Source organism: Streptomyces sp. CA-142005 (genome assembly GCF_050942335.1).
GTDB lineage: Bacteria > Actinomycetota > Actinomycetes > Streptomycetales > Streptomycetaceae > Streptomyces.
Window position 1 is genome coordinate 4,698,354 of the sequence record NZ_CP192078.1, and the last position, 14,710, is coordinate 4,713,063.

General features: G+C 71.9%; 14 protein-coding genes. 5 read left to right on the forward strand and 9 right to left on the reverse strand.

Going from position 1 to position 14,710, the window contains the following annotated elements:
* Window positions 1-39: 39 nt before the first annotated feature.
* Entirely contained in the window at window positions 40-951 is a 912-nt protein-coding gene (locus ACQPXS_RS22005) for an SDR family NAD(P)-dependent oxidoreductase (protein ID WP_433451026.1), read from the reverse strand.
* Window positions 952-1,037: 86 nt separating this feature from the next.
* Between ACQPXS_RS22005 and ACQPXS_RS22010 the strand changes: the two genes are divergently transcribed.
* Window positions 1,038-1,964, forward strand: a complete 927-nt coding sequence (locus tag ACQPXS_RS22010; RefSeq protein ID WP_433451027.1) for a cyclase family protein — start codon at window positions 1,038-1,040, stop codon at window positions 1,962-1,964.
* A gap of 263 nt (window positions 1,965-2,227) precedes the next feature.
* Here ACQPXS_RS22010 and ACQPXS_RS22015 read toward each other — a convergent pair whose 3' ends face one another.
* The 4 genes from ACQPXS_RS22015 to ACQPXS_RS22030 form a co-directional block, all read right to left on the reverse strand.
* Window positions 2,228-2,791, reverse strand: coding sequence for an ATP-binding protein (locus ACQPXS_RS22015; RefSeq protein ID WP_433455897.1), 564 nt, complete (start codon window positions 2,789-2,791; stop codon window positions 2,228-2,230).
* A 553-nt stretch (window positions 2,792-3,344) separates the two neighbouring features.
* Window positions 3,345-4,220: an acyl-CoA dehydrogenase family protein gene (locus ACQPXS_RS22020; RefSeq protein WP_433451028.1), complete on the reverse strand. Its 876-nt coding sequence runs from the start codon at window positions 4,218-4,220 to the stop codon at window positions 3,345-3,347.
* A gap of 2 nt (window positions 4,221-4,222) precedes the next feature.
* Complete coding sequence (locus ACQPXS_RS22025) at window positions 4,223-5,356, reverse strand: acyl-CoA dehydrogenase (RefSeq protein WP_433451029.1); 1,134 nt, start codon at window positions 5,354-5,356, stop codon at window positions 4,223-4,225.
* Complete coding sequence (locus ACQPXS_RS22030) at window positions 5,356-6,552, reverse strand: amidohydrolase family protein (RefSeq protein WP_433451030.1); 1,197 nt, start codon at window positions 6,550-6,552, stop codon at window positions 5,356-5,358. Before ACQPXS_RS22030 ends, ACQPXS_RS22025 begins: the two co-directional genes overlap by 1 nt.
* A 91-nt stretch (window positions 6,553-6,643) precedes the next feature.
* On the opposite strand from ACQPXS_RS22030, the gene ACQPXS_RS22035 reads away from it, so the two are divergent.
* Window positions 6,644-8,152 (forward strand): class I adenylate-forming enzyme family protein, encoded by a 1,509-nt coding sequence (locus ACQPXS_RS22035; RefSeq protein WP_433451031.1) that lies wholly within the window; start codon window positions 6,644-6,646, stop codon window positions 8,150-8,152.
* 117 nt (window positions 8,153-8,269) lie between these two features.
* Here the strand turns inward: ACQPXS_RS22035 and ACQPXS_RS22040 are convergent, their stop codons facing one another.
* Both ACQPXS_RS22040 and ACQPXS_RS22045 read right to left on the reverse strand, forming a co-directional pair.
* Window positions 8,270-8,782, reverse strand: coding sequence for an EF-hand domain-containing protein (locus tag ACQPXS_RS22040; protein WP_351805569.1), 513 nt, complete (start codon window positions 8,780-8,782; stop codon window positions 8,270-8,272).
* A gap of 187 nt (window positions 8,783-8,969) precedes the next feature.
* On the reverse strand, window positions 8,970-9,344 hold the full coding sequence (locus ACQPXS_RS22045) for an STAS domain-containing protein (RefSeq protein ID WP_356304017.1): 375 nt from the start codon (window positions 9,342-9,344) through the stop codon (window positions 8,970-8,972).
* Window positions 9,345-9,686: 342 nt separating this feature from the next.
* On the opposite strand from ACQPXS_RS22045, the gene ACQPXS_RS22050 reads away from it, so the two are divergent.
* Together ACQPXS_RS22050 and ACQPXS_RS22055 are read left to right on the forward strand one after the other, a co-directional pair.
* On the forward strand, window positions 9,687-10,256 hold the full coding sequence (locus ACQPXS_RS22050; RefSeq protein ID WP_433451032.1) for a sigma-70 family RNA polymerase sigma factor: 570 nt from the start codon (window positions 9,687-9,689) through the stop codon (window positions 10,254-10,256).
* Complete coding sequence (locus tag ACQPXS_RS22055) at window positions 10,253-11,674, forward strand: zf-HC2 domain-containing protein (protein WP_433451033.1); 1,422 nt, start codon at window positions 10,253-10,255, stop codon at window positions 11,672-11,674. Before ACQPXS_RS22050 ends, ACQPXS_RS22055 begins: the two co-directional genes overlap by 4 nt.
* A 59-nt stretch (window positions 11,675-11,733) precedes the next feature.
* On the opposite strand, the gene purU is transcribed toward ACQPXS_RS22055, so the two are convergent.
* Both purU and ACQPXS_RS22065 read right to left on the reverse strand, forming a co-directional pair.
* Entirely contained in the window at window positions 11,734-12,612 is an 879-nt protein-coding gene (purU, locus tag ACQPXS_RS22060) for a formyltetrahydrofolate deformylase (protein WP_351805561.1), read from the reverse strand.
* 112 nt (window positions 12,613-12,724) lie between these two features.
* Window positions 12,725-13,225, reverse strand: coding sequence for an SCO4402 family protein (locus tag ACQPXS_RS22065; RefSeq protein WP_433451034.1), 501 nt, complete (start codon window positions 13,223-13,225; stop codon window positions 12,725-12,727).
* Window positions 13,226-13,342: 117 nt separating this feature from the next.
* Here ACQPXS_RS22065 and ACQPXS_RS22070 point away from each other — a divergent pair, with 117 nt between their 5' ends.
* Window positions 13,343-14,668: an ABC transporter substrate-binding protein gene (locus ACQPXS_RS22070; protein ID WP_433451035.1), complete on the forward strand. Its 1,326-nt coding sequence runs from the start codon at window positions 13,343-13,345 to the stop codon at window positions 14,666-14,668.
* Window positions 14,669-14,710 lie beyond the last annotated feature (42 nt).

The window sequence follows — 14,710 nt, forward strand, 5'->3', positions numbered from 1 at the left end:
ACGACCTGCGGCCGCCAGACCACAACGCGCCCCGAGCCATCAGGCGTTCGGCCGAGAATCAGAGCGCGCCGCCTCTTCCATCGCCGAGAGCCGGGACAGCATCGGCATCGGATCCACGCCCACGGACCCCGGCAGGAACTCCGCGATCCTTTCCGGTGTCCAACCGCCGGAGGCATACGCGGCCCGGAGTTCCCTCGGCTGCGCCCACACCGCGATCTTGGGCCCCGCGACGGTGTACACCTGCCCGGTGACACCCTGCGCTGCGGCCTGGTCGGACAGCAGGTACACCACGAGCGCGGCCACGTCCTCCGGCTCGCCGATCTCCGTCAGTTCCATCGGAACGTTCGCCGACATCCGCGTACGGGCCACCGGCGCCACCGCGTTCGCGGTCACCCCGTACTTGTGCAGGCCGAGGGCCGCGCTGCGGACGAGCGAGATGATCCCGCCCTTCGCCGCGCTGTAGTTGGCCTGGGACACGGAACCCTGATGGTTGCCGCTGGTGAACCCGATCAGCGTGCCGGAGCGCTGCCCCCGCATCACCGCGGACGCCGCCCGGAAGACGGTGAACGTGCCCTTGAGGTGGGTGGCGAGGACGGGGTCCCACTCCTCCTCGGTCATGTTGAAGAGCATGCGTTCGCGCAGGATCCCGGCCACGCACACGACCCCGTCGAGACGGCCGTACGAGGCCAGCGCCACGTCGGCCACCCGCTGCCCGCCCGCCATCGTGGAGATGTCGTCGGCGACCGCCACCGCCTCCCCGCCCGCCGCCTCGATCTCCTTGACGACGGCCTCGGCGACCTCGCTGGTGGGTGAGGCGCCGTCGACGCCGACGCCGTAGTCGTTGACGACGACCTTCGCCCCCTCGGCGGCAGCCGCCCGCGCGACCGCCCGGCCGATGCCCCGTCCGGCGCCCGTCACGGCGACGACCTTTCCTGCCAAGAAGTTCCCCACGCCCGGCCCCTTCCCGCGGTTTCTGACGGTCCGTTAGATTTTATGGCGCGCCGGACGCGCGGACACAAGCCCCGGGGAGGCACCGGATGGCACTGCCGGAGGAGTTCCACGAGATGGCCAAGCGCGTGAACAACTGGGGGCGCTGGGGGGCGGACGACGAGATCGGCACGCTGAACCTGATCACCGACGAGACCGTCCGGGAGGCCGCCGCCTGCGTCCGCACCGGGCGCCGCGTCCCGCTCGCACTCCCCCTGCGGCAGGACGGAGTGCAGACCGGCATGATCCCCGGGCGGGTCAACCCGCTGCACGTCATGGTCCAGATCAACCAGGAACTCTTCGGGCCGGGCACGGTGGCGTGCAGCGACGACGCGGTGACCATGGGACTGCAGGCGGGCACCCACTGGGACGCGCTCACCCATGTCTCGCACTCCGGGAGGCTCTACAACGGCCGCCCGGCGCACACGGTCACCGCGCACGGCGGCGCCGAGTTCGGCGGGATCGACAAGGCGCGGCACATCGTCTCGCGCGGGGTGCTGCTGGACGTGGCACGCGCGCGGGGCGTTGACCGGCTGGCGGGGGGCCACGCGGTCACTCCGGAGGACCTGGAGGCGGCCGAGGAGTTCGGCGGAGTGCGGGTCCGGGCCGGGGACATCGTGCTGGTGCGGACCGGGCAGGTGCAGGTGTACCTGGCCGGGGACAAGCACGGGTACGGCTATCCGTCGCCGGGGCTGTCCCTGCGCACGCCGGAGTGGTTCCACGCCCGCGATGTGGCGGCGGTCGCGAACGATACGCTCACCTTTGAGATATTTCCGCCCGAGTCGGAGGGTCTGTGGCTGCCCGTGCACGCCCTCGACCTGGTGGAGATGGGGATGCTGCAGGGCCAGAACTGGAATCTCGAAGAGTTGTCCACAGCCTGTGGAGAAGTGAGGCGGTACGCGTTCCTGCTCTCGGCGATGCCCGAGCCGTTCGTCGGCGCGACGGGAACCCCGGTGGCCCCTGTGGCCGTCCTCTGACAGCCGCCCCGCGCGCGGGGCATTGACCGGCCGGCGGCGCGCCTCCCCCCACCGTCGCGCGCACGCGCCGCCCACCGGGTGCGACCCACACTCGACGAGGGCCGCCGTCACCCGGGCCCTCGCCGTCCCCTCGCGGCGAATCGTCGCCCACAAGCGTGTTCAGGCGGTCACGAGTCGTCAACGCCGGTACGGGGATTTGTTACGTACGCCCTGTTCGTGACACCCGCGCACGGATGCACCCCCGGCGCACGCCGTGCCGGTCGCTACACCGCCTCGAAGGCCAGACCCTCGTACGCGGACAGTCCGCCCCCGTACGCCATCGCTGCGCTCTCCCCGGGCTGTGAACAGCGGTCGAGTTCGCACCAGATGCTCTTGCCGGCGCCTTCCGGGCTCCAGCCCCAGCGATCGGCCAGGCAGTCCACCAGGGCCAGGCCGCGGCCGCCGGTGGCGTCACCGTCGGCGCAACGCGGCACGGGGGCGCGGGAGCTGCTGTCGGCCACCTCGACGCGCACGGTGACCGCGGCGGGAGCCGCCGGTGCCTCGGCGGCTCCCGTGGGCTCGGCGGTCCCGGCCGGCCCGGCAGCCGCTGTCCGCCCGGCGGCTTCGGCCGGCTCGGCGGTTCCGGCCAGCGTGCCCGGCAGGGAGAGCCGGAGCACGGCCGCGTGGCCGGTGTGCACGACCGCGTTGGTCACCAGCTCGGAGACGAGCAGGATCAGGGTCTCGGCGAGCGGCTCGTCGGCCGTTATGCCGAGTCCGGGGAGCCGCGAGCGGGCCCACCTCCTCGCCCGCCCCACCTCCGTGGGATCGGGCCGGATCTCCAGCTGCACTTGAAGCACCTGCACCGCTCACACCATCCGAACCGGCGGACACATGACCCCACGCCACCCGGCCGCCACGGCCGCTGTGGCCGCGACGACGATCACGAGGGCCACGATCGTAGCCATTTTCTGCATGGCCAGAACAACGGCCAGAGCAAGGGTCACGGAACGTGATTCCCTTGGGAGACAGCATGGTTGACGTACAGTCACCCCAACAAGCGCTTCGGGCATATTCCAGCGCGAAGGAGTACGCGTGCGGCATACTGTGCGACGCTCGTGCCGGGGAGTCGAACAGGCGTCTGCGGACGCCCCTACCGCCCCGCGAGCAGCGGCGCGCACCGCGCGGCCCGGTGCCACCCCAGGGGCACCGTCGGCCCGGCTCGTGCTCGCAGCCACTCGCATCCCACACAAGGTACCGGAGCGGACACCTGACTCCGGGATGTGACGAGCCCGGTGAAGGACACAACCACGTATCGACGCTCCGTGATACCGGTGTGCCACAATCCGCGACATCTTGGGCCAAGGCTTTTCCGGCGGTGCAGTCCAGGGCGTGGTCGTCCCGTCAGGCCACCAGACGCGCGGCGAGCAGTTCCTCACTCTCCGTACCGCCGCCACCTCGCCGGGCCCGCACCCAGGCCCGCTTCAGGTGCAGATGCACATCCGCCTCCCAGGTGAACCCCATGCCGCCGTGCACCTGGAGGCAGTCACGGGCCCCGCGTACGGCGGCCTCGTCGGCGAGCAGCCGGGCGGCGGCGATGTCGGCCGGGTCGGCGGTGGCGGCGGCCGCGTACACGGCGACACGCGCGGTCTCGGTCCGCACCAGCAGCTCCGCGCACAGATGCTGCACGGCCTGGAAGGCCCCGACCGGCTGCCCGAACTGCTCGCGGGTGCGGGCGTGTTGCACGGCGAGCTCCTGCACGCGTACGGCGGTGCCGAGTTGCTCGGCGGCGGTGAGGAGGGTGACGACGGGGTCGGGGGCAGGACCGCCCGCATCCGTGGGCGTCCGGTGCAGCGGGGTGAGCGGGTCGACGGAACGCAGCGGTACGGCCCCGGCCACCTCCCCCAGCGCCACGTCCGCCGCCTCCAGCCACTCCACCAGCTCCCCGTCCACCGCCGTCACCACCGTCTCGCCGGTGGCCGCACCCGGTACGCGCCCGGCCGCCAGGTGGGTCGCCACGAGCGGTCCGGGCAGCAGGGCCCGGCCCGCCTCCTCGAAGGCCAGCACCGCCTCGGGCAGCCCCAGCCCGACCCCGGCGTCCGCCTCGGGCAGCCGCAGGGCGAAGAACCCCGCGTCCCCGAGCGCCCGCCACAGCTCCCGGTCGAGCCGTCCCGGCGCGTCGACGGCCGCCCGCAGCGCCTCCCGCCCGAACCGCCGGCCCATCAGCTCCCGTACGCCCGCCTTCAACGCCCGCTGTTCCTCGGTGAGTTGGAAACGCACGTTCACCTCCCCTTCGGCAGCCCCAGGATCCGCTCGGCCACGATGTTGCGCTGGATCTGTGAGGTCCCGGCGGCGATGGTGTACGAGAGGGAGGACAGGCGGTCCAGGACCCAGGGCCGGTTCAGGTCGAGGCAGTCGGGCCCCAGGACCTCGGCGGCGGTGTCGTACAGCTCCTGACGGACGTGGGAGTAGCGGAGTTTGAAGACCGACCCCCCGGCCCCCGGGATCCCGCCGCTCGCCTCCGCCTCGCTCACGTTCCACTGGGTCAGCCTCCACAGCGCGCGGAACTCCGCCTCCAGACGGCCGAGTCGGCGCCGCAGCACGGGATCGTCCCAGCGGCCGTTCTCCCGCGCCTCGCCCGCGAGCCCGGCCAGCACGCGGCGGCAGGCCACCACCTCGCCCACGAACGCCGTGCCGCGTTCGAAGGACAGGGTCACCATGGTCACGCGCCAGCCGTCGTTCTCCGCGCCGACCCGGTTCGCCACCGGTACCCGCACCTCGTCGAGGAAGACCTCCGCGAACTCCGCCGAGCCGGCGAGCGTGCGCAGGGGCCGTACGGTGACGCCGTCGGCGGACATGGGCATCGCGAGCCAGGTGATGCCCCGGTGCCTGGCCGCGTCCGGGTCGGTGCGGACCAGCAGTTCGCACCAGTCGGCGACCTCGGCGTGGGAGGTCCAGATCTTGGACCCGGTGACCACGTAGTCGTCGCCGTCGCGCCACGCGCGCGTGCGCAGCGCGGCCAGGTCGGAGCCGGCGCCCGGTTCGCTGAACCCCTGGCACCACACCTCCTCGCCGCGCAGGATCGGCGGCAGCCAGCGGGCCCTCTGCCCGGGCGTGCCCTCCGCGGCGACGGTCGGCCCGGCGTGCAGCAGCCCGACGAAGTTCGCCCCCACGTAGGGCGCCCCCGCGCGCTCGGTCTCCTCCAGGAAGATCAGCCGGGTCGTCGGCGAGGCGTCCCAGTGGACGTCGGCGTACCCGGCGTCGTAGAGCGTCCGCTGCCAGCCGAGGTCGTACGCCCGGCGCGCGGGCCAGTCGTCGGGGGACGGCTTCGGCGGCAGCGTGGGCAGCACCTCGGCGAGCCATTCGCGCAGCCGGGCGCGGAACTCCTCCTCCTCGGGCGTGTACGACAGATCCACTAGCGGTCCAGGTCCAGGCCGAGCATGCGGATGGCGTTGCCCCGCATCAGCTTGTGGACCGTCTCCTCGTCCAGGCCCTTCACATGGTCGAGGGCGACCTCCTTGGTGTGCGGGAAGGTCGAGTCGACGTGCGGGTAGTCGGTCTCGAAGGTGGCGTTGTCCCGCCCCACCACGTCCAGCGACGCGACACCGTGCTTGTCGCGGAAGAAGCAGCAGAAGATCTGCCGGTAGTAGTACGTCGACGGCGGCTCGGGGATCAGGTCCCGGACCCCGCCCCAGGCGCGGTGCTCCTCCCACACGTCGTCGGCACGCTCCAGGGCGTACGGGATCCAGCCCATCTGTCCTTCGGAGTAGGCGAGTTTGAGCCGGGGGAACTTCACCAGGACCCCGCTGAAGAGGTAGTCCATCATCGAGGCCATCGCGTTGTTGAAGCTCAGCGAGGCCTGGACGGCGGGCGGGGCGTCGGGGGACGCGGCCGGCATCTGCGAGCTGCTGCCGATGTGCATGTTGACGACCGTGCCGGTCTCCTGGCAGACGGCGAAGAAGGGATCCCAGTAGCCGGAGTGGATGGAGGGCAGCCCGAGGTGGGTGGGGATCTCGGAGAAGGTGACGGCGCGGACCCCGCGCGCCGCGTTCCGGCGGACCTCCGCGACCGCCAGCTCCACGTCCCACAGCGGGATGAGGCACAGCGGGATCAGCCGGCCCCCGCTGTCCCCGCACCACTCCTCCACCATCCAGTCGTTGTAGGCACGTACGCAGGCGAGGGCGACCTCCTTGTCGTGCGCCTCGGCGAAGGTCTGTCCGCAGAAGCGGGGGAAGGTCGGGAAGCAGAGGCTGGCCTCGACGTGGTTGAGGTCCATGTCCTTCAGGCGCTCGACGGGGTCCCAGCAGCCCGGCCGCATCTGCTCCCGGGTGATGCCCTCCAGGGTCATCTCGTCCCGGTCGAAGCCGACGGCGGCGATGTTGCGCTTGTACGGGAACTTCAGGTCCTCGTAGATCCACCAGTCGGTCGGCTGGCCGGCCGGGTCCATGGTGATCCGGTACGTGCCGCCGACGTAGGCCAGTTCCCCGATGCCGGCGGTCAGCGGCTTGGGCCCACGGTCCCGGTACCTGGCCGGCAGCCAGGTCTCGAAGAGGTGGGCGGGCTCGATCACATGGTCGTCGACGCTGATGATGCGGGGCAGTTCGCTGGCCATGATTCCCCTCCGCCGGACAGCAGTCATCTGATGGTTCGTCAGGTAGCATGACAGCTGACGGTTCGTCAGCCAAGCCAGTGAGGGGGCATACATGAACGAGACCCCGCACACCCTGAGCTCCGCCCGCACGCTGTGGGACCTTGTCGTCCGCCGCGCCGCCCTCACCCCCGACCGCCCGGTTCTCCTCCAGCGGGATCGCACCCTCACCTTCGGCGAACTGCGCGCGCGTGCCGAGCGGGTCGCGGCGGGTCTGTACGACATGGGCGTACGGCCCGGCACGGTCGTCGCCTGGCAGCTGCCCACCCGGATCGAGACCGCCCTGCTCTCCCTCGCCCTGGCCCGCCTGGGCGCCGTGCAGTCCCCGGTGGTCCCGTTCTACCGGGACCGCGAGGTCGGCTTCGCGCTGCGTGAGTCGAAGGCGGAGTTCTTCGCGGTCCCGGGTGTGTGGCGGGGCCACGACCACACGGAGATGGCCCGCCGCCTCGGCGCGAAGGGCATCTTCGAGGCGTACGACGATCTCCCTCGGGGCGACCCGTCCGTGCTCCCCGCCCCGCCCGCCGAGGGCACCTCGGTCCGCTGGATCTACTGGACCTCCGGCACGACCTCCGACCCCAAGGGCGTGCTGCACACCGACCGCTCATTGATCGCCGGCGGCTCCTGCCTCGCCCACGCCCTGCGTCTGACACCGGACGACGTCGGCTCGATCGCCTTCCCCTACGCCCACATAGGCGGCCCCGACTACCTGGTGATGCTGCTGCTCTACGGGTTCCCCGCGGTGATGTTCGAGCACTTCGCGCTGCCGGACGCGCTGGCGGAGTACCGGCGGCACAAGGTGACGGTGGCCGGCGGCTCCACGGCCTTCTACTCGATGTTCCTCGCCGAGCAGCGCAGGCGACCGGGCGAGAGGCTGATCCCGACCCTGCGCCTGCTGGCGGGCGGCGGCGCGCCGAAACCCCCCGAGGTCCACCACTGCGTGGTCCGCGAGATGAACGTCCAGCTCACCCACGGCTACGGCATGACCGAGGTCCCGATGATCACCATGGGCGACCCCCGGGACACCCCCGAGAACCTGGCCACGACCGAGGGCCGCCCCCCGGCCGGCATGGAGATCCGGATCGTCGACGGCGAGATACGGCTGCGCGGCGAGGCCGTCTGCCAGGGCTATCTGGACCCCGCCCAGACGGCCGCCGCCTTCGACACCGACGGCTTTCTGCGCACCGGCGACCTGGGCCATGTGACGGACTCCGGCCATCTCGTCCTCACCGGCCGCGTGAAGGACGTGATCATCCGCAAGGGCGAGAACATCTCGGCCAAGGAGATCGAGGACCTCCTCGTCGCGCACCCGTCCGTGGCCGACGTGGCGGTGATCGGCCTGCCGGACGCGGACCGGGGTGAGCTGGTCTGCGCGGTCGTGGAACAGCCCCCGGAAGCCGCCGGGTTGACCCTGCCGGAGGTCGTCTCGTACCTGCGCTCCTCGGGCCTGTCCGTCCACAAGCTGCCGGAACGGCTGGAGGTGGTGGAGGCGCTGCCCCGGAACGACACCCTGCGGAAGGTGCTGAAGTACAAGCTGCGGGAGCGGTTCTCCCAACCGCTCCCCTGAACCGCTCGGACAACAGCCCGCTTGCCCTCGGCGGCGTCTGACGACGGCGGTCGCCCGGCAGCCGCAGCTGTGCCGGGCCGGCGGGTCGCGCGACCGGGGCTCATGTGGGCGGTGTGGTTATTCGGGGACGGTGAAGTAGCGGGCGAACGCCGGGACGATCTCCGGTTCGCCCACCATGCCGTCGCCGTCGGTGTCCAGCGCGGTGGCCGTCGCCCGGGCGATGCCGTCCGGCACGTGGAAGACCCGCAGGACGCGGACGGTGTCCGCGACCGTGGCCCGGCCGTCCCCGTCGGTGTCCGCCACGGCCAGGGCCGCGTGCAGGAAGGGGCGGGCGATCTCGGCGAAGCGTCCGGGGTTGTCGCGCAGGCGCTTGACCGCGCCGGTGACGAACTCCTCGCGGGTGATGCGCTGGTCGCCGTCCCGGTCGGCGATCCCGGCCATGCCCTGCCAGAACGCCTCCGCGCCGGCGTACAGGGCCTGCCCCTTGTCGGAGCGTGCGGGCACGGCGAACTCGGCGAGGAGCGCCTTGGCCGCCGCGCTGAAGTCCTCGCGGTCGATCCAGCCGTTGCCGTCCTGGTCGAAGGTGGCGAACCGGGCTGCGATCCTGCGCTCGTAGTCGGTGCTGACCATGTCTGTTCGGGCCGCCTTACGTGTGCGTCGTTCGGGTCGTCCTACGGGTGCGTGAGGGACCTGGCAGGGAGCGTATGACGCGGGTGGCCGTCCGATGGCGGTAATCCGGTGGTTGTGCCAAGACCGGGGGAATTTTGCGACAACAGTGTGGCTGTGTCCCGAAGGGCCGAGGGGTGCGGGCGGCGCGTCAGGCCGAGAGCGGGCCGGCCTCGTCCGTCGTCGCGGACTCGATGTCGGGCCGGACGTCGAAGAGCCGGCGGACACCGAGCGCGCCGAGGACCCGGTTGACGTGCGAGCCGTCGTCGGCGCCGCGGTCGGGCAGTATGAGCCGGAGCCGGCCCTGACAGGAGCGGATCAGCCTGCGGGCGGCGACGAGCACGCCGACCCCGCTGGAGTCGCAGAAGAAGACGTCGGAGAGGTCCACGACGAGGCTGTGATGCCCCTCGGCGACGACGTCGTGCACACGTTGGCGCAGGACCGGGGAGGTCATCAGGTCCAGTTCCCCGGACACCCGGAGCACGGCCCATTCGCCCTGTTCGACGCCCGTCACCTTGAATGCCACGTCCCTGCCCCTCCGCTCGCCGGAACTTCCGGAACCGCCCGGAAACGGAAGCAGTTCCTACGCTTGCTTCCGCGCGGCTGCCCAGCGGCCGTTCCCTGAAACGTCGAGCCACAAACCAGACGTGATCGACAAGGGGCTTTTTTCGGTCACTATCGATCCTGTTCGGTCACAGATTCAGCCAGCTCGCGTGAAGGTTGTGTGAAGGGGGCACTATCACCTGCAGGCCTTCCGGGGGCGCGCATTGACACAAAGGGGCGTGCACCGTCCGACGTGCCGACTACATTCGAGAAGACGGTGCAGACAGGCTGGACGGGCCGGACACGGGTGAGGGGAGGGGACCGCATGGCCACCAAGGACGCACCACCCCGGTGGGACCGCAAGATGCAGCAGCGACTCGCCCGCGGTGAGGCCGCCGCCCTGGGCGAGCTGTACGACCGCTTCGCCTCGCTCGTGCACGGCCTCGCCCACCGCGTCCTCGGCGACGAGAAGGCCGCCGACACCCTCACCCGCGAGGTCTTCACCCACCTCTGGGAGCACCCCGAGACCTACGACCCCAAGAAGGGCCCGCTGCGCACCTGGGTCGCCGGGGTCACCCACCGGCTCGCCGTGCAGCGACTGCGCGACAGCGAGGCCGCCGCGCTGCCCCGGGGCGGCGGCTCCGTGGCGGAACTGGAGCGCAGGGTGCGCCGCGCCTCGGTCGCCGCCCGCGCCGACTACATCGTCCACTCCATGCCCGCCCCGCTGCGCGCCGCCCTCGACCTGGCCTACTTCCAGCGCCGCGACTACCGCCAGACCGCCACCGACCTCGGCGTCACCGAGGACGAGGCCCGCCGCCGGCTCCGCCTCGGCCTGCAACTGCTCTCCACCGCCCATGACGCCGGGACACCCCCGGGACGCGGGGGTGCGGTGTGAGCGAAGCGGGACGGTTCGAGGCACACGACGGGCCCGAGGGACCGGGAAACGAGGAGCGGCGCGCGGGGCAGCCGTACGAGGGCGACGGGCAGCCGTACGAGGGCGATGGCGGCCGGGGTGAGAACGGCCACACCGGCGAGGGTGCGGGCGGCGGCTCGGGGCAGGACCCGGACGGCGCCGGCGGGCCCGGGCCGGACCGGCCGGCGCGCATACCGACGCCCCGCGCCTCCGTCGAGGACGGCGGGCGTCCGCTGCCCGGCCTCGCCGATCCGGACGACCTCGCGCCCGTGCCGCTCGACCTGCCGCACGACGTCCTGAAATCGCTTCTCGGCGCCTGGGCGCTGGCCGCCTGTTCGGCGGCGGAGACGGCCGCCGTCGAGGACCACCTGGGCTCCTGCGGAAGCTGCGCCGACGAGGCCCGCCGGCTGCGCGAGGCCGTCGGCCTGCTGCACCAGCCCGAAAGCCTCGACCTGGACCCGGGGCTGCGCACCCGCGTCCTGGCGAGCTGCCTGGAACGCCGTCCGCCGCGCATCCCGGTCCCCGAGTGGGCGGGGCCGTACGACGCCGAGACCGCGCGCCTGGACGCCCTGCTGCAGGACTTCGGGGACGCGGAGTGGCACGCGCCGGTGCGGCTGCGGTGGTTCGAGGCCGACGCGGCGAAGAGCCGTCGTACGACGGTGGCGGGAGTGATCGCGCACCTGCTGTCCGTGGACGGGCTGGTCGCGGTCGGGCTCGGCCTGGAGGACCCGCTGACCGAGGTCGTCGGCGCGGCCGTGCGGCAGGCGGTGGGCCCGGCCGAGCGCACCGAGGCGTTCTGGCGGACCTCCCACTTCCCGCCGACCCGCTCGGTGCGCGGGCCCTGGCGGGAGCAGAGCCACGGCCTGGTGCGGACGGTGTCCTTCACCGGCGGGCAGGCGGGCGGACTGGCGGTGTCGTACGGCGACTTCGAGCTGCCGCTGCACGACGCGATGCTGGACCGGGCCTTCGAGTGCTGGGTGCACGCCGAGGACATCGCGGAGGCGGTGGACTACCCGTACCGGCCGCCCGCGCCGCGCCACCTGAACAAGATGATCGACCTCACGACCCGGATGCTGCCCACCGCGCTGGCCAGGCGGCGGCAGACCGGGCTGGCGTCCCCGGCCCGCGGCCGCCACCTCGGCATCGCCGGCGAGCCCGGCCGCAGCCTGCGGCTGGAGATCGAGGGTGCGGCGGGCGGCGAGTGGCTGATCCCCCTGGACTCACCGGCGGCGGTGGCCTCCGCGGACCTGCAGGTGGCCCACGTGGCGCTGGACGGCGTGGAGTTCTGCCGCCTCGCCGCCGGCCGGGTGTCGCCGGAGGAGGCCGCGGCGGGGCAGGTCGGTGACCGGGAGGCGATCAGGGACGTGCTGTTCGCCACGGCGGGGTTGAGCCGGCTGTAGGGGCGCCGCCCGAAGAGGCGCGGGGCCGTATCGCCATGCGGCTGCGCCGCGGGAAGCCGCTAGGCGAACACCACCGTGCGGCGCCCGTTGAGCAGGATCCTCCGCTCCGCATGCCACTTCACCGCCCGCGCCAGCGCCTGGCACTCCACATCCCGGCCGATCGCGACCAGCTGGTCCGGGGTCACGTCATGCCCGACCCGCTCGACCTCCTGCTCGATGATCGGCCCCTCGTCGAGGTCGGCGGTCACATAGTGCGCGGTCGCCCCGATGAGCTTGACGCCCCGGGCGTGCGCCTGGTGATACGGCTTCGCGCCCTTGAAGCTCGGCAGGAAGGAGTGGTGGATGTTGATGATCCGGCCGCTGAGCTGCTTGCACAGGTCGTCGGAGATGACCTGCATGTAGCGGGCGAGGACGACCAGCTCGACGCCCTCCTCGCGCACGATGTCCAGCAGCTTCGTCTCGGCCTGCGACTTCGTGTCCTTCGTCACCGGAATGTGGTGGAAGGGGATGTTGTAGGAGCCCACGAGCTCCTCGAACTCGGTGTGGTTGGAGACCACGCCCACGATCTCCACCGGCAGCGCACCGATCCGGGCCCGGAACAGCAGGTCGTTCAGGCAGTGCCCGAACTTGCTGACCATGAGCAGGATCCGCATCCTCTCGTCGGCCCGGTTGATCTGCCAGTCCATGTGGAAGGAGTCGCCGATCGCCGCGAAGCTCGCCCGCAGCTTCTCCACCGTCACCGGCGGCTCGGCCGAGAAGTGGACGCGCATGAAGAACAGACCCGTGTCGTGGTCGCCGAACTGCTGGCTGTCCTCGATGTTGCAGCCGGTCATGAAGAGGTAGCTCGACACGGCGTGCACGATGCCCTGCTTGTCCGGGCAGGAGAGGGTGAGGACGTACTGGTCGGCCGGGGCCGCGGGCGCGGGCTGCTCGTTCATGCACTACAGGTTCTCACGCCGACCGCCCGCCGTGGGTGATCGTCCCGCAGGGCGGGACGGCGGGGCGGGCGCGCAGGGCCGGATGACGGGGCCGGATGACGGGGCGGTACGCCTACGCGGTCCGCGTCAGGATCCGCAGCACTTCCAGGCTCTTCGGCGGCGCGTCCGGGTCGTCCCCGTCACTCGTCGCCATCCGCACGTGCGCGTCCCGCGCCGCCCGCACCGCCTCCGGCCACCCCTGGTGTTCGAGATAGGCGGCGACCGGCGCGTCCGGGCCCACCTGGTGCATGATCCGCAGCACCCGCAGCACGGCGGTGTCCACCAGCGCCGCCTCCTGCGAGTCGCGGAATATCGTGCCGACGTATTTCTCCGCGGACCAGTTGTCCAGCCAGGTGTCCTCCACCAGCCGGTAGACGGCGTCCGTGACGTCGCCGTACCCGTCCACGCCGGCCAGCCAGACGTCCCGCTGGAACGGGGGATCGGAGAGCATGTGCAGCGCCGAGCGCACGTTGCTGCGCCAGCGCCACCACGGCATGTCGCTTAGAGGCATGCCGCCCATGGTGGGGGAGCGACGGCCACGACGGGAAGGGTTCTCCGAAGCTTGCACGGTCATAGATCGTACGATCTCCGCCACACCAGCCTCACAGGCCCCTGTAATTCACCTTGATGTCACCCCTCGTTGACTCAGGGTCACTCGCCGGTTCGTCGTGTGAGGGAATCGTGTGTGCACATGACCGGCAGGCGACGCACTTTTCGTACATTCCTCCATTCGCCCTTCCGCCCCGGCAGAGCCACCGCCCTGACCGCGGGCGCCGTGGCCCTCTGTGCGTCGCTCACCGCCGGATGCGGGGTCATCCCCGGTGCCACGGGGGGCTCCGGGGATGACCCGGTCAAGGTGATGACCTGGGCGCCGCAGGACACCGACGCCACCAACAAGCCCGGCATGCCCGCGATGGCCCTGGCCTACGCCAAGTGGATCAACGCGCACGGCGGCATCAACGGCCGCAAGCTGAAGGTCCTGACCTGCAACGACCACAACGACAGCGTGGGCGCCGCCAAGTGCGCCCGGTACGCGGCCGACGAGAACGTGGTCGCGGTCGTCGGCTCCTACAGCCAGTTCACCGACTCCTACTCCGCCCCGCTGGAGGGCGCGGGCATCCCCTACATAGGCGGCTACGGCGTCACCAACGACGAGTTCACCGGCCAGATGTCCTACCCGGTCAACGGCGGCCAGCCCGCCCTGCTCGCCGGTCTCGGCAAGGCCCTCGCGGCCTCCTGCGGCAACGTCTCCCTGGTCCGCCCCGACAGCATCGCCGGCGACGAGCTGCCCGTGCTGCTCGACGCCGGCCTGCAGTCGGGCGGGCACGCCAAGGCGGGCGACCAGCTCGCCGAGGAGGACTCCACCGAGTACGGCGACCAGGCCGACGAGGCGCTGCGCTACGCCGGCGGGGACCTCGCGAAGAAGGGCTGCGTGGTCCCCGCGCTCGGCGACCGCACCGACACCTTCCTGGACTCCTTCCGGCGCATCCGCGGCAACTTCCCCTCGGTACGGCTCGCGACCGTGCTCGGCAGCGTCGACCAGACCGTGATCAACGCCACCGGCGGCGCGTCCGGGCCGTACGAGGGGGCGTACATCACCGGATGGTATCCGCCGGCCTCGGACTCGCGCTGGGACCCGATGAAGAAGGTGATCAACGAGGAGGCCTTCGGCGACAACCGCATCGACCCCGCGGACGCCGGAGTGCAGACCACCTGGATCGCCTACACCGTGCTGAAGGCCGTCCTGGACAAGATCGGCGGCGGGGACGTGAGCGCCGACTCCGTGCGCCGCACCCTCGACGACGGCCTGCGGGTCTCCACCGGCGGTCTCACCCCGACCCTGCACTGGTCCCACTCCAGCAAGCTGGCCGCGGTCGGCTTCCCGCGGATGGTCAACGCCGACGTCACCCTGCAGGTGGTCCAGGACGGCAAGCTGGTCGCCGCCCGCAGGGGCGTCGGCGGACTCGACGGCACCACCGACATGACGCGGACGCTGGAGAACGCCGACGTGCAGTGACGCCCGCCGGCGCGCCCCTCAGGCACCCGTCACGGCCGGGTG

Excerpts from the sequence above, each read along its gene's own strand:
- ACQPXS_RS22040 (WP_351805569.1), bottom strand. The coding sequence starts at position 8,782 with ATGGTCAGCACCGACTACGAGCGCAGGATCGCAGCCCGGTTCGCCACC.
- ACQPXS_RS22050 (WP_433451032.1), top strand. The coding sequence starts at position 9,687 with ATGGCCACCAAGGACGCACCACCCCGGTGGGACCGCAAGATGCAGCAG.
- ACQPXS_RS22065 (WP_433451034.1), bottom strand. The coding sequence starts at position 13,225 with ATGACCGTGCAAGCTTCGGAGAACCCTTCCCGTCGTGGCCGTCGCTCC.
- ACQPXS_RS22030 (WP_433451030.1), bottom strand. The coding sequence starts at position 6,552 with ATGGCCAGCGAACTGCCCCGCATCATCAGCGTCGACGACCATGTGATC.
- purU (WP_351805561.1), bottom strand. The coding sequence starts at position 12,612 with ATGAACGAGCAGCCCGCGCCCGCGGCCCCGGCCGACCAGTACGTCCTC.
- ACQPXS_RS22035 (WP_433451031.1), top strand. The coding sequence starts at position 6,644 with ATGAACGAGACCCCGCACACCCTGAGCTCCGCCCGCACGCTGTGGGAC.
- ACQPXS_RS22070 (WP_433451035.1), top strand. The coding sequence starts at position 13,343 with ATGACCGGCAGGCGACGCACTTTTCGTACATTCCTCCATTCGCCCTTC.
- ACQPXS_RS22010 (WP_433451027.1), top strand. The coding sequence starts at position 1,038 with ATGGCACTGCCGGAGGAGTTCCACGAGATGGCCAAGCGCGTGAACAAC.